This window comes from Clostridium celatum DSM 1785 (assembly GCF_000320405.1).
Classification (GTDB): domain Bacteria; phylum Bacillota; class Clostridia; order Clostridiales; family Clostridiaceae; genus Clostridium; species Clostridium celatum.
Genome location: NZ_KB291681.1, coordinates 102,756 through 121,231 on the forward strand (window position 1 = coordinate 102,756; position 18,476 = coordinate 121,231).

At 27.4% G+C, this 18,476-nt stretch carries 21 protein-coding genes and 1 pseudogene; 21 read left to right on the forward strand and 1 reads right to left on the reverse strand.

What is annotated here, in order from left to right; genetic code table 11:
* Window positions 1-72 precede the first annotated feature (72 nt).
* The 9 genes from HMPREF0216_RS17195 to HMPREF0216_RS13200 all read left to right on the forward strand — a co-directional run bounded on the left by HMPREF0216_RS17195 (window position 73) and on the right by HMPREF0216_RS13200 (window position 5,186).
* Window positions 73-189: an LPXTG cell wall anchor domain-containing protein gene (locus tag HMPREF0216_RS17195; protein ID WP_147576273.1), complete on the forward strand. Its 117-nt coding sequence runs from the start codon at window positions 73-75 to the stop codon at window positions 187-189.
* 71 nt (window positions 190-260) lie between these two features.
* Window positions 261-464, forward strand: coding sequence for a hypothetical protein (locus tag HMPREF0216_RS13165; protein WP_005215116.1), 204 nt, complete (start codon window positions 261-263; stop codon window positions 462-464).
* Window positions 465-685: 221 nt separating this feature from the next.
* Window positions 686-886: a hypothetical protein gene (locus HMPREF0216_RS13170; protein ID WP_005215118.1), complete on the forward strand. Its 201-nt coding sequence runs from the start codon at window positions 686-688 to the stop codon at window positions 884-886.
* 240 nt (window positions 887-1,126) lie between these two features.
* Window positions 1,127-1,615 carry a hypothetical protein gene (locus HMPREF0216_RS13175; protein WP_147576274.1) on the forward strand — a complete coding sequence of 163 codons (489 nt, stop codon included), beginning with the start codon at window positions 1,127-1,129 and terminating at the stop codon, window positions 1,613-1,615.
* 454 nt (window positions 1,616-2,069) lie between these two features.
* Entirely contained in the window at window positions 2,070-2,360 is a 291-nt protein-coding gene (locus tag HMPREF0216_RS13180) for a hypothetical protein (RefSeq protein ID WP_005215122.1), read from the forward strand.
* A gap of 2 nt (window positions 2,361-2,362) precedes the next feature.
* Window positions 2,363-2,647, forward strand: coding sequence for a phage holin family protein (locus HMPREF0216_RS13185; protein WP_005215123.1), 285 nt, complete (start codon window positions 2,363-2,365; stop codon window positions 2,645-2,647).
* An 80-nt stretch (window positions 2,648-2,727) separates the two neighbouring features.
* On the forward strand, window positions 2,728-3,597 hold the full coding sequence (locus HMPREF0216_RS13190; RefSeq protein ID WP_005215124.1) for a peptidoglycan recognition protein family protein: 870 nt from the start codon (window positions 2,728-2,730) through the stop codon (window positions 3,595-3,597).
* Window positions 3,598-3,766: 169 nt separating this feature from the next.
* Window positions 3,767-4,102, forward strand: a complete 336-nt coding sequence (locus HMPREF0216_RS13195) for a type II toxin-antitoxin system RelE/ParE family toxin (RefSeq protein ID WP_005215125.1) — start codon at window positions 3,767-3,769, stop codon at window positions 4,100-4,102.
* A complete protein-coding gene (locus tag HMPREF0216_RS13200; protein WP_005215126.1) occupies window positions 4,095-5,186 on the forward strand; it encodes a HigA family addiction module antitoxin in 1,092 nt (363 codons plus the stop codon). The genes HMPREF0216_RS13195 and HMPREF0216_RS13200 overlap by 8 nt, the downstream gene beginning before the upstream one ends.
* Before the next feature lie 3 nt (window positions 5,187-5,189).
* Here the strand turns inward: HMPREF0216_RS13200 and HMPREF0216_RS17200 are convergent, their stop codons facing one another.
* On the reverse strand, window positions 5,190-5,366 hold the full coding sequence (locus tag HMPREF0216_RS17200) for a hypothetical protein (RefSeq protein ID WP_005215127.1): 177 nt from the start codon (window positions 5,364-5,366) through the stop codon (window positions 5,190-5,192).
* A 449-nt stretch (window positions 5,367-5,815) separates the two neighbouring features.
* Between HMPREF0216_RS17200 and HMPREF0216_RS13205 the strand changes: the two genes are divergently transcribed.
* The 12 genes and pseudogenes from HMPREF0216_RS13205 (at window position 5,816) to hfq (ending at window position 18,425) form a co-directional block, all read left to right on the forward strand.
* Entirely contained in the window at window positions 5,816-7,087 is a 1,272-nt protein-coding gene (locus HMPREF0216_RS13205; RefSeq protein ID WP_005215129.1) for a ComEC/Rec2 family competence protein, read from the forward strand.
* A 151-nt stretch (window positions 7,088-7,238) separates the two neighbouring features.
* Complete coding sequence (locus HMPREF0216_RS13210; protein ID WP_005215130.1) at window positions 7,239-7,436, forward strand: helix-turn-helix transcriptional regulator; 198 nt, start codon at window positions 7,239-7,241, stop codon at window positions 7,434-7,436.
* Window positions 7,437-7,631: 195 nt separating this feature from the next.
* On the forward strand, window positions 7,632-8,495 hold the full coding sequence (locus HMPREF0216_RS13215) for a ParM/StbA family protein (protein WP_040419927.1): 864 nt from the start codon (window positions 7,632-7,634) through the stop codon (window positions 8,493-8,495).
* Complete coding sequence (locus tag HMPREF0216_RS13220; RefSeq protein ID WP_005215132.1) at window positions 8,483-8,692, forward strand: hypothetical protein; 210 nt, start codon at window positions 8,483-8,485, stop codon at window positions 8,690-8,692. Before HMPREF0216_RS13215 ends, HMPREF0216_RS13220 begins: the two co-directional genes overlap by 13 nt.
* Window positions 8,693-8,694: 2 nt before the next feature.
* Entirely contained in the window at window positions 8,695-9,126 is a 432-nt protein-coding gene (locus tag HMPREF0216_RS13225; RefSeq protein WP_005215133.1) for a hypothetical protein, read from the forward strand.
* Between the two features lie 252 nt (window positions 9,127-9,378).
* On the forward strand, window positions 9,379-9,783 hold the full coding sequence (locus HMPREF0216_RS13230) for a hypothetical protein (protein WP_005215134.1): 405 nt from the start codon (window positions 9,379-9,381) through the stop codon (window positions 9,781-9,783).
* A gap of 12 nt (window positions 9,784-9,795) precedes the next feature.
* Complete coding sequence (locus HMPREF0216_RS13235; RefSeq protein WP_005215136.1) at window positions 9,796-10,026, forward strand: hypothetical protein; 231 nt, start codon at window positions 9,796-9,798, stop codon at window positions 10,024-10,026.
* Window positions 10,023-12,344: an ATP-binding protein gene (locus HMPREF0216_RS13240; RefSeq protein ID WP_005215138.1), complete on the forward strand. Its 2,322-nt coding sequence runs from the start codon at window positions 10,023-10,025 to the stop codon at window positions 12,342-12,344. The genes HMPREF0216_RS13235 and HMPREF0216_RS13240 overlap by 4 nt, the downstream gene beginning before the upstream one ends.
* A 186-nt stretch (window positions 12,345-12,530) precedes the next feature.
* A pseudogene (gene mutS / locus HMPREF0216_RS13245) lies at window positions 12,531-15,251 on the forward strand (DNA mismatch repair protein MutS).
* Window positions 15,252-15,264: 13 nt separating this feature from the next.
* Complete coding sequence (mutL, locus tag HMPREF0216_RS13250) at window positions 15,265-17,220, forward strand: DNA mismatch repair endonuclease MutL (RefSeq protein ID WP_005215142.1); 1,956 nt, start codon at window positions 15,265-15,267, stop codon at window positions 17,218-17,220.
* Window positions 17,221-17,233: 13 nt separating this feature from the next.
* The gene (gene miaA, locus HMPREF0216_RS13255; RefSeq protein ID WP_005215143.1) at window positions 17,234-18,166 is read left to right on the forward strand and encodes a tRNA (adenosine(37)-N6)-dimethylallyltransferase MiaA; all 933 of its coding nucleotides are present in this window, start codon (window positions 17,234-17,236) and stop codon (window positions 18,164-18,166) included.
* A gap of 25 nt (window positions 18,167-18,191) precedes the next feature.
* Window positions 18,192-18,425, forward strand: a complete 234-nt coding sequence (gene hfq / locus HMPREF0216_RS13260; RefSeq protein WP_040419930.1) for an RNA chaperone Hfq — start codon at window positions 18,192-18,194, stop codon at window positions 18,423-18,425.
* Window positions 18,426-18,476 lie beyond the last annotated feature (51 nt).

Genomic DNA, 18,476 nt, shown 5'->3' on the forward strand with positions numbered 1-18,476 from the left:
AAATATGCTATAATTAACTCATAATTGTATTAATTTTTCGTGAATATACTTAAATTGAAAGGAATGAATTAGATGGTAGAAGCAGAGTTAGTTGCTATTAAAGTATCACCTTTACTTATTAGTATTGGAATTATAATTATTATTGGAGTAGGCTTATTAATCTATATGAAAAAAAGAAATAAGTCATAATGTTAAACTTAGACGAACCAATGTATTATTTTAAGTTCGTAGATTATTAGAGTTAAAAGAGGGGGATATATATGAATAAAATTTATAAAAATCTTATAAAATCATTTTTATTTGGAATAGTAATTATCTGGGGATTTCTTTTTATGTTCATTGAGCTATTTAGATTTAATGGAAAAGATGCAGCACTCGCAATAATAGGACTATCCATTATATCAACTATAATTTACTGTACATACACAATAATTGATACAATAAAAGAATACTGTGGAAAATAAATTATTGATGAATAATTTTAAACTAAAGATGAACTAAAGTAGTATAAGGAGTGGTTGATTTATTATGGATAAAAAAATAAGTGTAAATTCTAATAAGACAGGTTGGTTATTATTATGCTTAACTGTAGGTGGAGTATTGGGGATACTTGTTTGGAATATGAAGTTGTTATAAATATGAATAATCTTAAATAAAAAATAATAAATATAAAGGAGTTGGTATAATGAAGTATATACTTTTTATAATTATAGGTTTTATAACATATTTTTTAGTTGAATTTCTATCCATAAATGTAGGATATGCTATAGGAGCAGGTCCAGGTGATATTGGACTAATCGTTACAGCAATATCTATACTATGTGGAATAATAGTGGTGTGTACATGCATTCTAGTAGATGCAATAAGAAATATAAAAATAAAATAATTATAGAAAACTTTAAAGTTATGCGAGTTAGTTGAGTATTAAACTTCTCTATAAACAAGAATTTGTAAAGTAGGTTTTGTGAACAGTTTTAAAGCAATGTTCTCTAAACAAAAATAAAATGGGGGGATTATTATAAAGAAGAAATTTATATTAATTATTACATTAATCATGACTGTAATAGTAATTTCAACCTTTATAGTGATTAATAGTAATGGTAGGGAAAAAAGTATAGAAGCAGCTTTGAATATTGAAACAACTAGTAATCATAGAATAATTTATGAGGAACCTACCGATAAAGGAAGTATTATTTTCGGCATTAGTACAGGGAATTTTAAAGAATATCTTTTCACAGCCTTTGTTAATAAAAACTTATTTGGATATAAGGATTTATACAGTGGAGTTTCCTCAATTGATGGCTTTGATGCAAGGGATTTAACAGTTCAATACTTTCCTGCAATTAAGCAAACTTCATTACCAATATATTTTGGAGTGATATTAAATAATGAGATAGAAACGGTAAGTGTAAAACAAGTTAATAGTTCAGAAGTTAAAATGGCAAAAATAATTGAAGCTGGTGGCACGAGAATCTGGCTTGTCTATATGAATGGCTTTGAAGGCACTGAATTTGAAATTGATGGATATAGTAGGGATGGAACTTGTGTCTATAATCTTAAGGATACCACTCCATGGAAAGTTGAGCAAAAACCTATTAAAAGCCCATATGAGTAATTTAAAAGTATTACGAGGATAAAATTAAATATTTAACTATGAAAATACCGTATTATTAAAAATTAATATGCGGTATTTTTTTAGTACGTAATTGATAAAAATTGTTACTTAAAATTGATATATATGAAAAATAAAAATAAGAATAGATATAATAGATGAGTGATTCCAAGAATATTAAATATAGTTAAGTCGTTAATAATATTATATTTCTATTATCTCTAAACTTATTTTTATTAAAGAAACTGAATAGGTTATTAAAGAAGTCAGATAAAATATAACTTCCTTAAAAGAGAATAAGTTGTTAATTAAATCCCGTAGCAATCAACTTATTCTCTTAAAGTGGGTGAAATAATTCACAGTAATATTTTATGAAGGGATATTAAATATATTCATGGAAAAGTTAGGAGCCGAAAGGCTCTTTTTTAATACAAAAAAATAAAAGGAAGGTGTAAAGATGGAAACAATAAGCATTGCATTAATTTGTAGCATTATAGGAGCAGGAATAAGTTATTTTACTTTTCAAAGAAATCGTACAAATGATATTAGAGCAGATACAAGAGAGGAAGCAGATACTAGGGCTAAATTAGATTACATAGCAACTGCTGTAGATGAAATAAGATTAGATAATAAAGCTAGGGATAGAGAAGTGACAGAACTTAAAGAGAGAGTTATAAGAAATGAAGAAAGTGTAAAATCAGCGCATAAGCGTATTGATGGATTAGAAGAAGAAAGAGGAGCGTGTTAATCATGGAAAATTTATTAACTTTTATACCGGAGTTTTTAATTATTGTTATTGTTGCAACTTATGTAATGGGTGTATTTCTTAAAAAGTTAGAAACTGTACCAGATAAGTTTATAACTTCATTGTTAATGTTATTTGCAATTACTATAGCTGTATTATTAAATATTATAAATACTCAATACAAAGTATCTTTAGATACTATAGTTAATGGATTGTTATATGGAATACTTTGTTGGGGTGTAGCTGTTGGAGTAAATCAAACATATAAACAATTAAATAAATCAGAATAATTAAAGGGCCTATATGGTCCTTTTTGTTTATAACAATAACACCTAAGTTTTTATAATATAAATTAAGGAGAGTGTTAATTATGTTACCAATTCAAAGAAAGATAAGTGATTATAATCATTATGATTATAATAATCCAAAGTATATTGTTATGCATTATGTTGGCGCTCAAAGTTCAACTGCAGCTAATAATGCTAATTACTTCGCTGGGGGAGATAGACAAGGTAGTGCGCATTATTTTGTTGATGACAATTCTATATGGCAAAGTGTAGAAGATAAGTGTGGAGCTTGGCATGTGGGAAATACAAGGACTGAAGTTAACAATCAAAATAGTATAGGTATAGAAATGTGCTGTATAGGACCTAATCTATTAGTTACAGAAACTACTGAAAATAATGCAGTTGAACTTTGTAAGTATTTAATGAATAAGTATAATATACCAATTTCAAATGTAAGAACTCATTACGAAGTTAGTGGAGGTACAAAAGTATGTCCTAACTGGTCAGCTAACAATTGGAGTAGATGGTCTAACTTTAAAAATAAATTAAATGGTAATTTAGCTATTAATAATAATGAAAATAAAGAGGAGATGAATTATTCTATGTATATATTCAGTAAAAATTGGTACTTAAAGAAGTATCCTGATGTAGCCAATAGTGCTACTTATAAAAATGATCCATATAAGCATTATGAGAAGTATGGTAAAAAGGAAGGTAGAAAACCACTTCCACCTATTCCAGTAGAATATAATGAGGGAGCTTATCTTGAATTAAATAAAGATGTAGAAAAGGCAGTAGAAAAGGGTAGCTTTATATCAGGAATAGATCATTATATGCAATATGGATTCTGCGAAAGTAGAAAGATATGTAAAAATGATAGTATAGAAGCGATTAAAAAGAGATGTGAAGATCTAGAGGTTAAATTAGAAGAAATTAAAAATATAGTAGAGTAATTATTAAGGCTAGATATCCAATTAAGGTATCTAGCCCTTTTTTATTTTTATAAAAAGTAAATATTCACATAAAATAGGAAATAATATACTATAAAGTAGAAAATTAATGATTAAAATTTACCTATTAGGTAAATAATATAGGTGACAAAGGGGGGCTGAAAATTATATAATGGATATAGGATATAGCGATAAAAAAGTGCAGAAAATATGCGAAAATAAAAAAGAGGCAATAAAGAAATTAGGGCAAGATGTAGCATTGAAGATGTTCCAAAGACTGCAATGGATAGCAAAGGCTCCAAATTTAGACTTTTTTAATACATCATATAAATTTCTAAGGCTCCATAAGTTATCTGGTAATTACGATGGAATGTATGCTTTAGATATAAATAAACAGTATAGATTGATTTTTTATCCTTGTAATGAAGAAGGCGAACCAGATACAGAAAGTGATTTTAAATCTATATCCATAGTAACTATACAGGAGGTGAGTAAGCATTATGAATAATAACACTAAAATAAAACCTAAAGAATATATTTCTCCGATAGCTATTCCACCAGGCGAAACTCTAAAGGAAATAATTAATGAAATGGAGATGTCGCAAAAGGAATTAGCAGCTAGACTAGGAATAAGTGAAAAACATCTTACTCAAGTTATTAATGGAAAAGCTGAAATCTCAAGAGATTTGGCAGATAAATTAGAGGTAGTTTTAGGGATACATGCACTATTCTGGCTTGATTTAGAAAATGAGTATAGAGAAACTCTAAAAAAATTAAATCCTCCTATTATCGTAGATAATGAAGAAGTTATAGCTAGAGAAATACCCTATGTTGAGCTTGTTAAAGAAGGATTTGTTGAAGCTACAAAAAAAATATCTGAAAAAGTTATTAACTTGAGACAATTTTTTGGTGTGAGTAATTTAAATAATATACCTAAAATAAATGTAGCATATAGAAAAGCTGATAATATTAAAGAAAAAAAATATGCATTGGCTGCATGGATAAGAATAGCAGAAATTCAATCTCAAAATATAGTAACGCAAAAATTTAGTAAGAAAAAGTTAATAGAAGCAATTCCAAGAATTAGATATCTTACTAATGAGGAAAGTGGAATGTTTTTTACTGAATTAGTTGAGTTGTTAGCTGAATGTGGCATTGCATTAGTTATAGCAAATCATTTAAAAGGAACAGGAGTACATGGAGTGACGTTTCTTAATAGCAAAAGAAATAAATTAATTATTCAATTAAGTGTAAGAGGAAAATTTGCTGATAAGTTTTGGTTTACTTTATTCCATGAAATAAGTCATATTGTATCGGATGAGACAGGTGAGTTTTCATATATAGACTGTGATAAAGAAACTGAAAAAGAAATGGATAAAATAGCAAGGGAAATCTTGATACCACAAGAAAGATATATTGATTTTGTTGAAAATTATAATTATAGTAATTTGAGTGTGATAAGATCATTTGCTAGACAATTAGGCATACATCCATGTATTGTAGTAGGACGATTAAAATATGAAGGATATTTACCTTATACAACTTTCATAAATATTGCTCCTAAGTTTTGTATTAATAAAAGAGTAGAGTAAAACCTACTCTTTTATTTTTCTCTCCCCACAAAGCCTACAAGTACAATATCCACCTATAGAAACACTGCATTCATTTTCACTTCTCAAATCTTTAGTAGAACAATTATCACACCAAGGACTATTACACCAACAATTATAATTTTCATTAGAATCTTTATACTTAACAATACATTTCTGCATACTTCCACCATCCTCTATTTAAAGGATAACAGAATATATGTTTGCTATCAATGTAAAAATAAATATTAGTATAATACTATTCTTTATTTATAGTGTCTTTATTTAATTCAATATGTAGATTATTAGTTTCTTCAAGAGTGTTATAAAAATAAATTATAATACAACTAATAGTAAAGAGAGTAGTAACAAGAGCAAGTAAAATTACAATTAATATAAAAATAATTAAATTAAATATCAAATAGATCACCTCATTAGAATTATAACCAATTAAAGGAAGTATAATCTTTTTATCTTATTATAAAGTCTAAAATTCAATACTAACCTATAGGAATATTTAAATAATGACTTATTTATAAATAGTACTTTTCTATAATTGGCTATTAACAATTTTGTAAGAGATTGCATTATACGGTATAATTACCTTGAAAATATTCAAGGGGGATGATTGAATGGTAAATAATAAGTATGTAAACTTAAAACCAAAACAGCGTTTTGGTAGTTTAGCAGCGTTATTTATTGCAACATTTATATTTGTTGGAGTTAATCTAGTAAGTTGTGATGATCAAGCTACAAATAAAAATATAGTTGCAAAGAATGCTGTAGTAGAAGAAACTACAGCTACAGTAATAGAGGAAGAAGAGTTTACTGAAGCAACTGTACATTTTATTAATACTGGTAACTCAGATGCAATATTAATTTTACAAGATGATAAGTCAGTTTTAATTGATGCTGGCGATAATGATGATGAATCATTGATGGTTAATTATCTAAATAATTTAGAAATAAAAAAAATAGATTATTTAGTAAGTACTCATCCGGATGCAGATCATTGTGGGGGATTAGATGCTGTAATAAATAATTTTGAAATTGGAACATTCTTTGTTGGTAATGGAAGTTCAGATTCTCAAACATATACAGATGTAATTAATGCAACTGCAAATAAAGGTATCAATCCATCAGTACCATTAGAAGAATCTAAATTTGAACTAACAAGTAACAGCTACATTCAATTTTTTAATACAGCTGGGGGTAGTGATAGCAATGAAAGTTCATTAGTAACTTTATTTGTAAATGGAGAAGATAAATTCTTATTAACTGGAGATGCTGGTACAGAAACAGAAAATAAAATTTTATCAAAAATGCAAGATTTAGATGTATTAAAAATAGGACATCATGGTTCTAAAAATAGTACAACCCAAAGTTTTTTAGATAAGGTTAATCCAGAGTATGCGGTAATTCTAACTGGAAAAAATAGTTACGGGCATCCACACTCCGAAGTCTTATCAAAGCTAGAAAGTGCAAATATTGAAATTCATAGATCAGATGAATGTGGAGATATAATTTTTAAATCAACAGGAGAAGGTGTTTCTACTGAGTGTGATAAAGGTACTTACTTAGCTAACGATAAGGAGTCTAGAGAAGAAGCAGAAAGGAAAGTTGAAGAAGAAAGAATTGCAGCAGAAGCAAAAGCAGCAGAAGAGGCTAGGTTAGCAGAAGAGGCAAGAGTTGCAGAGGAAGCAAGGATAGCAGAACAGGAGAGGCTTGAACAAGAAGCAGCTGCACAAAATCAAAACAATGTTACTGAAATGGTTTGGATAACTGCAACGGGTAAAAAATATCATAGAACCAATGATTGTGGTAATACTAATCCAGCAAATGCAAGACAAATAACATTAGAAGAGGCTCAAAAGAATTATGAACCTTGTAAAAAATGTTATTAAAATATAGTAAAATAAAACCAGTTGCAATTTGTAACTGGTTTTATTTTGAATAATTTCTTTATTAAAGGATATGAAAATCTATCTATTTTAATTGCAACCAATAAAAGGAAAAATAATCATCTCATAGAATAAATATTATAGGGGTGGTGTTATGGTTAAAAATAGATTATTAGAAATAAGATTAAAATTAGGTTATAGATATGCTAAAGATTTTGCTGAATATTTAGAGATAAATAGTCAGCAGTATTCTAGATATGAGTCTAATAAGAGCCAACCAACTTTGGAGACTGCATATAAAATAGCAAAAAAACTAAATATAAAAATAGAAGATTTAATAGAGGAGCAGTGAGTATAGCTTCTCTTTTTTTTTATGATTTAATAGACTATTTAATCAATTAAAAATAAAAAAATAAAAAAAAATCGATTAAGTAGTCAACTTTTAAATACATAAGGCATACATTAAAGTATAAAGACAAGCAAGGACACACACTTCATTAAAAATGAATGCCATACAAAGGCAATAAATGTGAGAAGAGGTGTAATGATGATACTTGGAGTCGATTTGGGAAACTGGAACGTAAAGACAAGTGAAGAGGATATATTTCCTAGTAGGTATACAGTTGTAGAAAACATCTTAGGCTCTACCGGAGATGTTTTAGAGTACGAAGGAATTAAGTATTACATGAGAGAAGGAAAACTTGAAAACAACTATGATAAAGCAAATAAAGAAACTAATTTAATTTTATTTTTATATTCACTAGCATTGCAAAAAGATAGATACTTTAAAGCAGTTGTAGGATTACCAGCATTAGCTTATAAAGCGAATAGAGATTCTTTTAGGGATAAGTTGTTACATCAAAAAATACATGATTTTATAATAAATAAACAGCCAAAGAAAATAATAATTGAAGATTTAATAGTGTTTCCAGAAGGAGCAGGAGCTTATTTCAACTTAAGGAATAGACCTAAAAATGCAGTAATCATAGATATAGGTGGAGGAACTATTAATATAGTTAGTTTTAAAAATGGAAAATTAGATACTTGCACAACTATTGGTAAAGGAATGATACAACTATATAACCAAGTAAGAGATTATCTTAATTCAACCTACACTTTAAAGTTAGAATTAGAGGATATAGAAATTATAATGAAAGAAGGGTTAAAGGTTGATAATGAAGAAATATCTTTTGCTTTTATTAAACCAATTATTGATTCGTTTGTAAGTGATCTTATGAATGAATTAAGAAACTTTCCAATTAGAACAAGCAAGGTACTTCTAACTGGTGGAGGAAGTAAGTTGTTAAAAGCTCCTTTAAGTATTATTCCAGGATTAGAGGTTATTGAAGATTATTTGTTTAGTAATTCAAAAGGATTTAAGAGGGTGGGAGAAAGTAAATGGAAAGAATGAGAATAATAATAAACTTTAAAAATACACCTGAAGAAATTGAACTATATGAAAGTTTAAAAAGACATAGTAGCATAAGTGGGTATATAAAAGACATCCTAAAAGGAGTGATAGATAATACTGCAATTGATAAGAAAGTAAGTAACTCTAACGATAATGATGATATTTATGATGGTATAAGTGATATTATTGGAGGTTAATAATGAAAGTATTTAATAATATTGTTGATTTAGGTAATGAGCTAGGAGTATTACAAGAGTTAGATGAGTTAGAAGAAGCGTTTGTTAGAAATTTAGGTTATGACTATTTCATATATAAAGGCACAGAAATTAAAGTAGGAATAAAAAATAACAATATTAACTTTATACTTTTAGACAATGAAGATGATACAGACTGTAAAAAATACTTTATGGAATATGAAAAGAATGAATATAGATGGATAGTGTATGTAGATGATATTGAGAAATGGCAAGAATGTAAGGTGCTAGATGTTGATAATACTAGATTAGGAATCAATAGAGCTACAGTAGTTACTCCAGCAGGTACTAAATTGAATAGAAGAGTGAAATTTGTATTAGATGAAGAAGATGAAGATTTTAGGCAGGATGGATGTATTTATTTTATAGAAAAATAGTAATAAAATAGCCCTAAATCTTAATGGCAAGACTTAGGGCCAAGTAATTACTTTTGAAACTTGTTTCTACAAGTAATTTATGCGATAAACATTAAAAAAATGACTATTTTATTAAATTAACTAAAAATTACTATTGCAGATACAACAGCAAAGCATGCAAAGTAACCTAATGCGAAAGTAAACATGAAACACCTCCGACAAAATTAATATTAATATTTTAACCAATTCTATAAATAATATTCAGGGGGAATTATGGAGGTAGGAATTACTTTAAATAATAAATTAATTTATAGTAAAGACTTTTCTAAAAAAATTTATAATGAAGAGTTTGCTAAAGTTGTGTTTAGAGATAAAAAGTTAACTAGATGTGCAGTGTTTTTAATAGCAGGACTTAATTATTCTACTAAGGTTATGGCAGATGTGAGCGAAACAATGGCTAAGATGGATAATGCAGGCTTTATATTTTTAGGATTAATACAAAGAATAGGATTTTGGGTATGCTTATTAGGGTGCTTATTAGAGATATTAGTGGCTGTATTTAAAGAAGGTAGAGGAAAGAATGCGTTATTACCAGTAGCTCTAAAGTGGATTGGATTATTTGCAGCATTTTATTTATTACCTACTGTTTTTCAATTAATTAAAGATTTATTTTCATAGGAGGTAAAATAAATGGTTGAAAATATTTCTAATGAAATAGTTTTAGGCTTAAAAAATTCAATTTTAAAACTTTTAAAGTGGATCTTATCAGGAGTAGTAGTAAATGCTTTTTGGATATGCTTAATTATCTGTATGATTTCATTAGTGTTGTATATATCTGGATTAAAGAAAGCTGGCAAGTATTGCACAGTAAGCTTTATAGTTTATATTGTATTAGAAGCTATAGGAAGTGCTTTCCTATGATTAAGAGTATAAAACTAAGTAAGTATTTTGAGTTAGTAAAACCAGAATATAGTTATATACAAGTTATTCCACATAAGAGCATTAGAAATTATAATAGTGCGAATATAGCTAAAGCAATAGCTTATACATTTAAAAGAGCAGATAAGATGATTAAAATTGAACAAAAAAAGTTGTTTTTTAAAACTAACTTTAAAATTAGTTATGTTATAGACATTAATAAAAGCAATGCCAGTTTTTATTTTATAGTTCCAAAGCCATTTGTTAATGTTATTCTAGAGAAAATATGTGAGATATGGTCAAAGGCTACAGTTAAGATTTTAGATGATCCTATAAATGGATTTACTAAAAATGCAGAGTATTATGAGTTAAGTTATAAGAAAGAAGATGCTTTAAGCCTTAATACTGATTTTAGAAGTAATGAGCCTTTAAACTCTATTTTAAATGTAATGGATATAATGAAAGATGATGATAGAGTAACTATTATTTATAACTTTGTATCTAATCCACAATTCAACTGGATTGATAGATATAACAACACCATGAATAAGATAAGAGAAAGAAAATCTATAGATAAAAATATATTTAGTATTAATGCTATTTGTAGAAATACTTTAATTTATATTTTAGATACAATAAATGCAGTAATAGAAGTAATTAATGACTTTACTGGTGGTAGCAACAAAGAATCTAAGGAAAGTATGTATAATGTAGTTTTAGGAATTTTGGAGAAGCAAGATGAATTAAGTGTGGCTACTAAGAAGAAAAAGGATTCAACTGTAATTAATACTCAAATAGGAGTTATAAGTGATAGTATTGATGATACTAGGAAAAATAATAATGTTATTGCAGTTACTCAAGCTTTTAGAAGCATAGATGGTGATAATGAATTAGTATCTGATAGGGTTAAGACACCTTTTACATTAGAACAATATAATTATAATACTAAGATAAGTACAGTGTCAGTTGAAGAAGGTTCTAATTTTATACAAATACCAGCTAGAACACTTCTTAATCAGCACAAAATAGATCATATAACAGTAGAAGAAGCAGCAGTACCAGATGAATTAAAAGTAGGATACATTTCTTTGGGGGAGAATAGAAATAAAGGAAATGTTATTAACACATATTTAGAAGATGATTATGACATAGGTTCATTGCCACTAATGATTTTAGGCAGACAAGGTGGAGGGAAATCCACCTATCTAGCTAACTACTGTAAGTATGCTATGAGTAGGAATGAAAGTATATTTGTATTAGATTATATTAAGAACTGTGAAATGAGTAGAGATATTGAAACAGTAGTACCAAAGGATAAGTTGGTTATTTTGGATTTCTCTAAAGTAGAGAATTTACAAAGCTTTTCTTATAATGAATTGAAATTTAAGGAAGACACATTTGAAAGCAAATATGAAGTTGCTAATAAGAAAAGTCAATTGACTTTAGAATTAGTTAATTCAATTAATTTAAATGGAGATCCATTTTCCCCAAAGATGGAACGGTTCCTGATGTCAGCTTGTGATATAGTTTTTACAATTAAAGAGAATGCAACTTTTAAAGACATAATAAGATGTTTAACGGACCATAAATACAGGGGGAATATCATTAATAATATTCCTGAAGAGTATATAAAGAAATTTGAGGAAGATATATCAGCGCTTGAAGAGTTAGATGAATGGTCAAAAGCAACAAAAGATACACCATCAGAAAAGATTGGTACTAGGGAAAGTAAAATCGAAGGTGTATTAGATAGAATGACATTACTTAAAAGGGATTTTTATTTGAAAATGATGTTTAATAAAGCACCAGATGATAATGTTAATTTCATTGATCTAATGGAGCAAGGGAAAGTTGTATTAATAAGGCTACCTCAAAGTAAATTTAAAAAGTATGTTAAAAATGTTATATGTACTTTTTTAATGACTAAGCTATGGACAAGTGTTGAAACTAGGGGAGACATTTATAAGAAGCCCACACGAACTCATATTATAATAGATGAATTGAGTCAGATTCATACAGCAGAAATGTATTTAGATTCTATTATAACCGAAACAAGAAAGTATGGATTTAAACCAGTTTTAACAGGACAAAGATTATTTCAGCTTAGTAAACAATTTATAGAAGATTTAAAGAGTGCTGGAGCAAGTTTTATGATGTTAAAAGGTAGTTTAAAAGAAGATTTTACTTACTTTAAAGAAGAAATAGGAGAAGATTTTACTTATGAAGATTTAGACAGTATGGAACAATACAGTAGCTTAAATTTAATTCAATATTCAAAAGGTTTCACTAGTTTTATAACTAAGTTACCTAAACCTGTATAGACTAGGGAATTACCCCTAGTCCTTTTAATTTATAATTCTTCTAGTAAAGTAAAGTTTTGACGGCAAAAAAACGGCAAAAACATCTTTCACTTTCTTTACTTTATATTCAATTTAAGATGGTGTATAATCAATACAAATGGCTTAAAGTCGTGATTATGTAATGGAAAGTATTAGGAGGAATGTAAATTGGCTTTAACACCGATGATGAGACAATATATGACGATTAAAGAAAATTATCAAGATTGCATTTTATTTTATAGATTAGGAGACTTTTATGAAATGTTTTTTGATGATGCTAAGACAGCTTCTAGGGAGTTAGAATTAGTGTTAACAGGAAGAGAATGTGGATTAGAAGAAAGAGCTCCTATGTGTGGAATTCCATTCCATGCTGCTGCTAACTATATATCAAGATTAGTATCTAAGGGGTATAAAGTAGCAATATGCGAACAGGTTGAAGATCCAGCTCAAGCTAAAGGTATAGTTAAAAGAGATGTAATTAAAATAATAACACCAGGAACATTTATAGAAAATTCAACTGATGAAGAATATAAAAACACTTATATTATGAGTATAGTAGAAGAAGATGGATATTTTGGAATTGCATCTTCAGATATTTCTACTGGAGAGTTTAAAACTACATTTTTTAAGAATTTAAAAACAACATTATTAGATGAGATATCAAAAATATTACCTAAAGAAATTGTTGTAGATATTAATTTTAGCGAAGATACATTGAATGATATTAGAAGTGTTAACAACTGTTTAATTACAAAAAAAGATATCAAGACATTTAAGTGTGATGATTACGAACTTATACAACAATTTAGTGAAGTAGAAGTATCGGGGCTAAATGCTGTTAGTAAGTATGCCTCTTCAATATTACTTAAATATATATTAGATACGCAAAAGATTAATTTAACTAATATTAATGTACTTACAACATATGATATTGTAAATTATATGACTATAGATAGTAGTTCGAGAAGAAATTTAGAGCTAACAGAAAATATAAAAGAAAAATCTAAAAAGGGAAGTTTAATATGGGTACTAGATAAAACATCAACTACAATGGGAGGAAGAACTTTAAGAAAGTGGATAGAAGAGCCTCTTATAAGTTTAAAGGATATTAATGATAGATTAGATTCTGTTGATGAGTTGTTTGATGATATATATTTTACTGATGAACTTAGAGATTTATTAAAGAATATATATGATATAGAAAGAATAGTGGGTAAAATATCTAACAAAAATGTTAATGCTAAAGATTTAGTTTCATTAAATAATTAGTTAAAAAAGTTACCAGAAATAAAAGAGAAGCTTTCAACATGTAAATCTGAACTTTTAAGCTCATGGTATGAAAAGTTAGATACATTAGAAGATATTAGTTCAATTTTATCAAGTGCTCTTTTAGAAGATCCTTCTACCTCTGTTAAGGAAGGAAATATAATTAAAAATGGATATTCAGAAGTTGTTGATGATTTGAGAGAAGCTAAATTTAATGGTAAGGAATGGATTGCTTCTTTAGAAAATAAAGAGAGAGAATTTACAGGGATTAAATCGCTAAAAATAGGTTATAATAAAGTTTTTGGATATTATATAGAAATATCTAAAGCAAATTATAGTTCTATTCCAGAGGGAAGATATATTAGAAAACAAACATTAGCTAATGCAGAACGTTACATAACTGAAGAATTGAAAGTTATGGAAGAAAAAATATTAGGTGCAGAAGAGCAGTTAATAGCATTAGAATACAAACTATTTGTTGAACTTAGAGATAAAGTTGAAAGTCAAATACCAAGGCTTAAAAATAGTGCGAATATAATATCATCATTAGATGCTATTACAACACTTGCTAAAGTTGCAATGGAAAATGATTATATTAGACCTAATATAAATAATGAAGGTATTATTGATATTAAAAATGGAAGACATCCAGTTGTAGAAAAAGTTATTAATAATGGAGAGTTTGTATCAAATGATACTTATATTAATAAGAAGGAAAATAGATTTTTATTAATAACTGGCCCTAATATGGCTGGTAAATCAACATATATGAGGCAGGTAGCACTAATAACATTGATGGCACAAATAGGTTCGTTTGTACCAGCAAGTTATGCTAATATTTCAGTATGCGATAAGATTTTTACAAGAATAGGTGCATCTGATGATTTAGCTGGTGGAAAATCTACTTTTATGGTTGAAATGTGGGAAGTATCTAATATATTAAAAAATGCAACTTCTGATAGCTTAGTTTTATTAGATGAAGTAGGAAGAGGAACATCTACATATGATGGACTTAGTATAGCATGGTCTGTTATAGAGTATATTTCTAATAAAGAAGAGTTAAAATGTAATACATTATTTGCAACACATTATCATGAGTTAACAAAACTTGAAGGAATAATTGAAGGTGTTAAGAATTATTCTGTTGCAGTAAAAGAGACAAATGAACAAGTGGTATTTTTAAGAAAAATAGTTGAAGGTGGGGCAGATCAATCTTATGGTATAGAAGTTGCAAAACTTGCAGGTTTACCAAAGGAAGTTATAAATAGAGCAAAGGTTATTTTAGCTAAATTGGAAAAGGATAAATCTTTTGAAATTGATAAATTATTTGAAGTAGAGTTAAAAGAAGAAGCTGTAGAAAATGAAGAACAAGCAAAAGAAGAAGTTGCTGTTGAAGCTATAGAATCAAATGATGTGTTTGATAAAGAAAATTATCATACAGTAAATGAAGAGGTTAATAAATTTAACGAATCTAAAAATGAAACAATTCAAATGGACTTTTCAATGATAGAAAAGGAAGCATTAATAAAAGAAATATCAAATATTGAGGTTATGATGATGACACCTCTAGATGCTATGAATACCTTATTTAAAATAGTGCAAGATGCAAAGAAATTAAAATAAGGGGTATATCAATATGAAGAGAATAAATATATTAGATGAACATACTTCTAATAAAATTGCAGCTGGAGAGGTTGTTGAAAGACCTTCTTCAGTTGTAAAGGAACTTGTAGAAAATTCTATTGATGCAGATGCTAAGAATATTACTGTAGAGATTGAAGAAGGTGGTATATCACTTATAAGAGTTATTGATGATGGTAATGGTATATATAGAGATGATATAGAGAAAGCTTTTATGCCACATGCAACATCGAAAATATCAAGTGTAGAAGATATTTATTCTATAAATACACTTGGGTTTAGGGGTGAGGCTCTTCCATCTATAGCATCTGTTTCTAAATTAACACTAAGAAGTAAAACTTCAAATTGTGATTTAGGTATGGAAATAGTTTTAGAAGCTGGAGAAAAGAAATCATTAATTGATGTAGGTATGAATAATGGCTCTGTAATGGAAGTAAGAGATTTATTTTATAATGTTCCAGCAAGAAGAAAGTTCTTAAAATCTACATCAAGAGAAGGGAGTTTGATAAATGATATTATATTAAGAATTGCTTTGGCAAACCCCGATGTTTCTTTTAAATTATATAATAATGGAAAAAAGATTATACACACATATGGTGATGGTAATTTAAGTAATGTAATTAGAACTATTTATGGGAAGAATATTTGGGAATATACATTACCATTTAATTACGAAGATGATAGTTTATATATACATGGTTATATAGGAAAAGAGGATATTGCTAGAGGGTCAAGAAATAATGAGAGTATTTTTGTAAATAATAGATATATAAAGAATAAGACTATTGTTGCAGCAGCTGAAAATGCTTTTAAATCATTTTCAACTGTAAATAAATTCCCATTTTTTGTTTTATTTATTGATGTTTCACCTGAATCTGTAGATGTAAATATACATCCTACAAAGGCTGAAATAAAATTTAAAGACGAAAGAATAGTATATAAACGTGTTTTTGATGCCATACATTCAGCATTAAAAGAGGATATTTTTAAATCTTTTTCAGAGAATAGTATAAAAGAAAATCAAGAAGAATTTGAAGAAATTAAGTTAAACATAGAAGAAAATAATAATCCATCAGTAAATGAAGAAGTAATTATAAGCAAAAGAGAACCTTCAATTGAAAATGTATATAATAGTGTTACTATTGAAGATGTAATTAAAGAAGAGGAACTTTACAATAAGTTAAAAAACTTAAATAAAGATACTCAAGATGGCAAAAATGCAGAAAATAATAGTATTACTTCTGAAAATAAAAATTCAATAAGTGAAATATTAATTAAAGATAATGAAGATAATAAATATAGAGATAGTGATAATATTATTGATAATGAAGTTAATATTGCTAAGCTTGAAATTGATAATAAGACTCCTAAGTTTCCGAAGCTTAGAATTATAGGTCAATTTAATAAAACATATATATTAGCAGAGCATCTAGATACATTATATATAATAGACCAACATGCAGCTCACGAAAAGATAATATATGAAAAGTATGTTAAAGATATAGAAAATAAAGAGATAGTTGTACAGTCTTTATTAATTCCATGTATAGTAGATTTGTCATTTGATGATTTTGAATGCTATAAAGAAAATATAGATATATTTATTAATTCAGGTTTTACTATTGAAGAATTTGGTGGTAATACTATTGCATTAAAGGAAGTTCCTTATTTTTTAGGAAAGTTAGATGCTAAAAATTTATTATTAGAAATGATAGATAATTTAAAGAATTTAGGAAGTGGAAAAACTACAGAAGTTAAATTAAATAAAATTGCTAGTATGGCATGTAGAAAAGCTGTTAAAGCTAATGATTATTTAACTCAAATTGAAATGGAAAAACTTATTTCTGACTTAAGATATATTGATAACCCTTTTAATTGTCCACATGGTAGACCTATAATAATTAAATTTACAGAATATGAATTAGATAAGAAATTTAGAAGAATAGTATAGAAAGGTTTTTTACATGAATAAAAAAGTATTAGTTTTAGCAGGGCCTACAGCTGTAGGTAAAACAGAATTATCATTAAAATTAGCAGAAAAGTTGAATGGTGAAATTATATCTACTGATTCTATGCAAATATATAAGTATATGGATATAGGTTCAGCAAAGATATCGCAGGAAGAAATGAAAGAAATAAATCATCACTTAATTGATGTTGTAGATCCTAATGTTGAGTTTTCTGTTGTAGATTTTAAAAATAAAGCGCAGAAGGTTATGGATGAATTAATAGAACATAATAAACTTCCTATATTAACTGGTGGAACAGGGCTATATATAAATGCATTAACATGTAATATGAATTTTACTGAAGCTGATAAGGATGAAGAGTATAGAAAGTATTTAAATGAACTAGCTGATGAAAAAGGTGATAAATTTATACATGATATGCTAAAGGAGATTGATCCTATAAGTTATAATTCAATTCATTATAATAATAGAAAAAGGGTTATAAGAGCATTAGAAGTCTATAAAGTTACTAATAAACCATTTAGTTCTTTTAATTCAGGAGAAGAGTTTTATAATAGTGAATATGATGTATACTATTATGTATTAACTATGAATAGAGAAAAGTTATACGAAAGAATTAATAGAAGAGTAGATATTATGTTTGAAAAAGGGCTGTTAGATGAATGTATTAAACTAAAGAAAATGGGGTATAATTCATTTATGCAGTCTATGCAAGGAATTGGTTATAAAGAGATATTTCTATACCTTGAAAATAAAATAACATTAGAAGAGGCTAAGGATATGATTAAGCAAGGTTCTAGAAACTATGCTAAAAGACAATTAACATGGTTTAGAAGAGACCCAAGAGCGGTTTTCCTAGATAAAGATACATTGTCTGAAGAGGAGATATTAGAAAGAATAATTAATGATTTAAATTATAAAAAATAAATATTTAATTTTATGGAGGTGTAATATAATGAAAGAAAGTAATAACTTGCAAGATATATTTTTAAATAATGCAAGAAAAAATAAAATTTTAGTATCAATATACTTGGTAAATGGGTTTCAATTAAGAGGTTTTGTTAAGGGATTTGATAATTTTACTGTTATTTTAGATTGTGAAGGTAAACAAATGATGGTATATAAGCATGCAATTACTACTATTACTCCTAGTAAATTAATTAACTTAAATGAAAATGATAATTAAAGATGAAAGTTTTACTTTCATCTTTCAGACTGCTGACAAAGTGTCAGTAGT

Coding starts and splice junctions, on each gene's coding strand:
- HMPREF0216_RS17195 (WP_147576273.1), top strand. CDS start 73: ATGGTAGAAGCAGAGTTAGTTGCTATTAAAGTATCACCTTTACTTATT.
- HMPREF0216_RS13165 (WP_005215116.1), top strand. CDS start 261: ATGAATAAAATTTATAAAAATCTTATAAAATCATTTTTATTTGGAATA.
- HMPREF0216_RS13170 (WP_005215118.1), top strand. CDS start 686: ATGAAGTATATACTTTTTATAATTATAGGTTTTATAACATATTTTTTA.
- HMPREF0216_RS13180 (WP_005215122.1), top strand. CDS start 2,070: ATGGAAACAATAAGCATTGCATTAATTTGTAGCATTATAGGAGCAGGA.
- HMPREF0216_RS13185 (WP_005215123.1), top strand. CDS start 2,363: ATGGAAAATTTATTAACTTTTATACCGGAGTTTTTAATTATTGTTATT.
- HMPREF0216_RS13190 (WP_005215124.1), top strand. CDS start 2,728: ATGTTACCAATTCAAAGAAAGATAAGTGATTATAATCATTATGATTAT.
- HMPREF0216_RS13195 (WP_005215125.1), top strand. CDS start 3,767: ATGGATATAGGATATAGCGATAAAAAAGTGCAGAAAATATGCGAAAAT.
- HMPREF0216_RS13200 (WP_005215126.1), top strand. CDS start 4,095: ATGAATAATAACACTAAAATAAAACCTAAAGAATATATTTCTCCGATA.
- HMPREF0216_RS17200 (WP_005215127.1), bottom strand. CDS start 5,366: ATGCAGAAATGTATTGTTAAGTATAAAGATTCTAATGAAAATTATAAT.
- HMPREF0216_RS13205 (WP_005215129.1), top strand. CDS start 5,816: ATGGTAAATAATAAGTATGTAAACTTAAAACCAAAACAGCGTTTTGGT.
- HMPREF0216_RS13210 (WP_005215130.1), top strand. CDS start 7,239: ATGGTTAAAAATAGATTATTAGAAATAAGATTAAAATTAGGTTATAGA.
- HMPREF0216_RS13215 (WP_040419927.1), top strand. CDS start 7,632: ATGATACTTGGAGTCGATTTGGGAAACTGGAACGTAAAGACAAGTGAA.
- HMPREF0216_RS13220 (WP_005215132.1), top strand. CDS start 8,483: ATGGAAAGAATGAGAATAATAATAAACTTTAAAAATACACCTGAAGAA.
- HMPREF0216_RS13225 (WP_005215133.1), top strand. CDS start 8,695: ATGAAAGTATTTAATAATATTGTTGATTTAGGTAATGAGCTAGGAGTA.
- HMPREF0216_RS13230 (WP_005215134.1), top strand. CDS start 9,379: ATGGAGGTAGGAATTACTTTAAATAATAAATTAATTTATAGTAAAGAC.
- HMPREF0216_RS13235 (WP_005215136.1), top strand. CDS start 9,796: ATGGTTGAAAATATTTCTAATGAAATAGTTTTAGGCTTAAAAAATTCA.
- HMPREF0216_RS13240 (WP_005215138.1), top strand. CDS start 10,023: ATGATTAAGAGTATAAAACTAAGTAAGTATTTTGAGTTAGTAAAACCA.
- mutL (WP_005215142.1), top strand. CDS start 15,265: ATGAAGAGAATAAATATATTAGATGAACATACTTCTAATAAAATTGCA.
- miaA (WP_005215143.1), top strand. CDS start 17,234: ATGAATAAAAAAGTATTAGTTTTAGCAGGGCCTACAGCTGTAGGTAAA.